The organism is Streptomyces sp. NPDC005761 (genome assembly GCF_040630635.1).
GTDB lineage: Bacteria > Actinomycetota > Actinomycetes > Streptomycetales > Streptomycetaceae > Streptomyces.
Genome location: NZ_JBEXXX010000096.1, coordinates 1 through 3,295, shown reverse-complemented (window position 1 = coordinate 3,295; position 3,295 = coordinate 1). Strand labels below are relative to the sequence as shown.

General features: G+C 56.5%; 1 rRNA gene. It reads left to right on the top strand.

What is annotated here, in order from left to right:
* Window positions 1-148: 148 nt before the first annotated feature.
* Window positions 149-3,273, top strand: a 23S ribosomal RNA gene (locus ABZ434_RS35965).
* The last annotated feature ends 22 nt before the right edge of the window (window positions 3,274-3,295 follow it).

The following is a 3,295-nucleotide window of genomic DNA, read 5'->3' as shown; positions in this document are numbered from 1 at the left end:
CGTGTCGGGCACGCTGTTGGGTATCTGAAGGTACGGGCTCGTTTGAGTCTGTCCTTCGGTTGCCGGCCCCAGTGAACTCGCCCGTATGGGTGGGGTGATGGGTGGCTGGTCGTTGTTTGAGAACTGCACAGTGGACGCGAGCATCTGTGGCCAAGTTTTTAAGGGCGCACGGTGGATGCCTTGGCACCAGGAACCGATGAAGGACGTGGGAGGCCACGATAGGCCCCGGGGAGCTGTCAACCAAGCTTTGATCCGGGGGTGTCCGAATGGGGAAACCCGGCAGTCGTCATGGGCTGTCACCCGCTGCTGAACACATAGGCAGTGTGGAGGGAACGAGGGGAAGTGAAACATCTCAGTACCCTCAGGAAGAGAAAACAACCGTGATTCCGGGAGTAGTGGCGAGCGAAACTGGATCAGGCCAAACCGTATGCGTGTGATACCCGGCAGGGGTTGCGCATGCGGGGTTGTGGGATCTCTTTTTCATGGTCTGCCGGCCGTGAGACGAGTCAGAAACCGTTGATGTAGGCGAAGGACATGCGAAAGGTCCGGCGTAGAGGGTAAGACCCCCGTAGCTGAAACATTAACGGCTCGTTTAAGAGACACCCAAGTAGCACGGGGCCCGAGAAATCCCGTGTGAATCTGGCGGGACCACCCGTTAAGCCTAAATATTCCCTGGTGACCGATAGCGGATAGTACCGTGAGGGAATGGTGAAAAGTACCGCGGGAGCGGAGTGAAATAGTACCTGAAACCGTGTGCCTACAAGCCGTGGGAGCGTCGCTGTGTGTGCTTGCACATGCAGTCGTGACTGCGTGCCTTTTGAAGAATGAGCCTGCGAGTTTGCGGTGTGTTGCGAGGTTAACCCGTGTGGGGAAGCCGTAGCGAAAGCGAGTCCGAATAGGGCGATTTAGTAGCGCGCTCAAGACCCGAAGCGGAGTGATCTAGCCATGGGCAGGTTGAAGCGGAGGTAAGACTTCGTGGAGGACCGAACCCACCAGGGTTGAAAACCTGGGGGATGACCTGTGGTTAGGGGTGAAAGGCCAATCAAACTCCGTGATAGCTGGTTCTCCCCGAAATGCATTTAGGTGCAGCGTCGTGTGTTTCTTGCCGGAGGTAGAGCACTGGATAGGCGATGGGCCCTACCGGGTTACTGACCTTAGCCAAACTCCGAATGCCGGTAAGTGAGAGCACGGCAGTGAGACTGTGGGGGATAAGCTCCATGGTCGAGAGGGAAACAGCCCAGAGCATCGACTAAGGCCCCTAAGCGTACGCTAAGTGGGAAAGGATGTGGAGTCGCAGAGACAACCAGGAGGTTGGCTTAGAAGCAGCCACCCTTGAAAGAGTGCGTAATAGCTCACTGGTCAAGTGATTCCGCGCCGACAATGTAGCGGGGCTCAAGCGTACCGCCGAAGTCGTGTCATTCACACATATAGGGCCAACGCCTGTGTGGATGGGTAGGGGAGCGTCGTGTGCCGGGTGAAGCAGCCGCGGAAGCGAGTTGTGGACGGTTCACGAGTGAGAATGCAGGCATGAGTAGCGATACACACGTGAGAAACGTGTGCGCCGATTGACTAAGGGTTCCTGGGTCAAGCTGATCTGCCCAGGGTAAGTCGGGACCTAAGGCGAGGCCGACAGGCGTAGTCGATGGACAACCGGTTGATATTCCGGTACCCGCTTTGAAACGCCCAATACTGAATCAGGCGATGCTAAGTCCGTGAAGCCGGCCCGATCTCTTCGGAGTTGAGGGTAGTGGTGGAGCCGACGAACCAGACTTGTACTAGGTAAGCGATGGGGTGACGCAGGAAGGTAGTCCAGCCCGGGCGGTGGTAGTCCCGGGGTAAGGGTGTAGGCCGTGTGGTAGGTAAATCCGTCACACATTAAGGCTGAGACCTGATGCCGAGCCGATTGTGGTGAAGTGGATGATCCTATGCTGTCGAGAAAAGCCTCTAGCGAGTTTCATGGCGGCCCGTACCCTAAACCGACTCAGGTGGTCAGGTAGAGAATACCGAGGCGTTCGGGTGAACTATGGTTAAGGAACTCGGCAAAATGCCCCCGTAACTTCGGGAGAAGGGGGGCCATCACTGGTGATCCGATTTACTCGGTGAGCTGGGGGTGGCCGCAGAGACCAGCGAGAAGCGACTGTTTACTAAAAACACAGGTCCGTGCGAAGCCGTAAGGCGATGTATACGGACTGACGCCTGCCCGGTGCTGGAACGTTAAGGGGACCGGTTAGCTGACTTTCGGGTCGGCGAAGCTGAGAACTTAAGCGCCAGTAAACGGCGGTGGTAACTATAACCATCCTAAGGTAGCGAAATTCCTTGTCGGGTAAGTTCCGACCTGCACGAATGGCGTAACGACTTCTCGACTGTCTCAACCATAGGCCCGGTGAAATTGCACTACGAGTAAAGATGCTCGTTTCGCGCAGCAGGACGGAAAGACCCCGGGACCTTTACTATAGTTTGATATTGGTGTTCGGTTCGGCTTGTGTAGGATAGGTGGGAGACTTTGAAGCGGCCACGCCAGTGGTTGTGGAGTCGTCGTTGAAATACCACTCTGGTCGTGCTGGATGTCTAACCTGGGTCCGTGATCCGGATCAGGGACAGTGTCTGATGGGTAGTTTAACTGGGGCGGTTGCCTCCTAAAGAGTAACGGAGGCGCCCAAAGGTTCCCTCAGCCTGGTTGGCAATCAGGTGTTGAGTGTAAGTGCACAAGGGAGCTTGACTGTGAGACCGACGGGTCGAGCAGGGACGAAAGTCGGGACTAGTGATCCGGCAGTGGCTTGTGGAAGCGCTGTCGCTCAACGGATAAAAGGTACCCCGGGGATAACAGGCTGATCTTCCCCAAGAGTCCATATCGACGGGATGGTTTGGCACCTCGATGTCGGCTCGTCGCATCCTGGGGCTGGAGTCGGTCCCAAGGGTTGGGCTGTTCGCCCATTAAAGCGGTACGCGAGCTGGGTTTAGAACGTCGTGAGACAGTTCGGTCCCTATCCGCTGTGCGCGTAGGAATATTGAGAAGGGCTGTCCCTAGTACGAGAGGACCGGGACGGACGAACCTCTGGTGTGCCAGTTGTCCTGCCAAGGGCATGGCTGGTTGGCTACGTTCGGAAAGGATAACCGCTGAAAGCATCTAAGCGGGAAGCCTGCTTCGAGATGAGTATTCCCACCCTCTTGAAGGGTTAAGGCTCCCAGTAGACGACTGGGTTGATAGGCCAGATGTGGAAGCCCGGTAACGGGTGGAGCTGACTGGTACTAATAGGCCGAGGGCTTGTCCTCAGTTGCTCGCGTCCACTGTGTT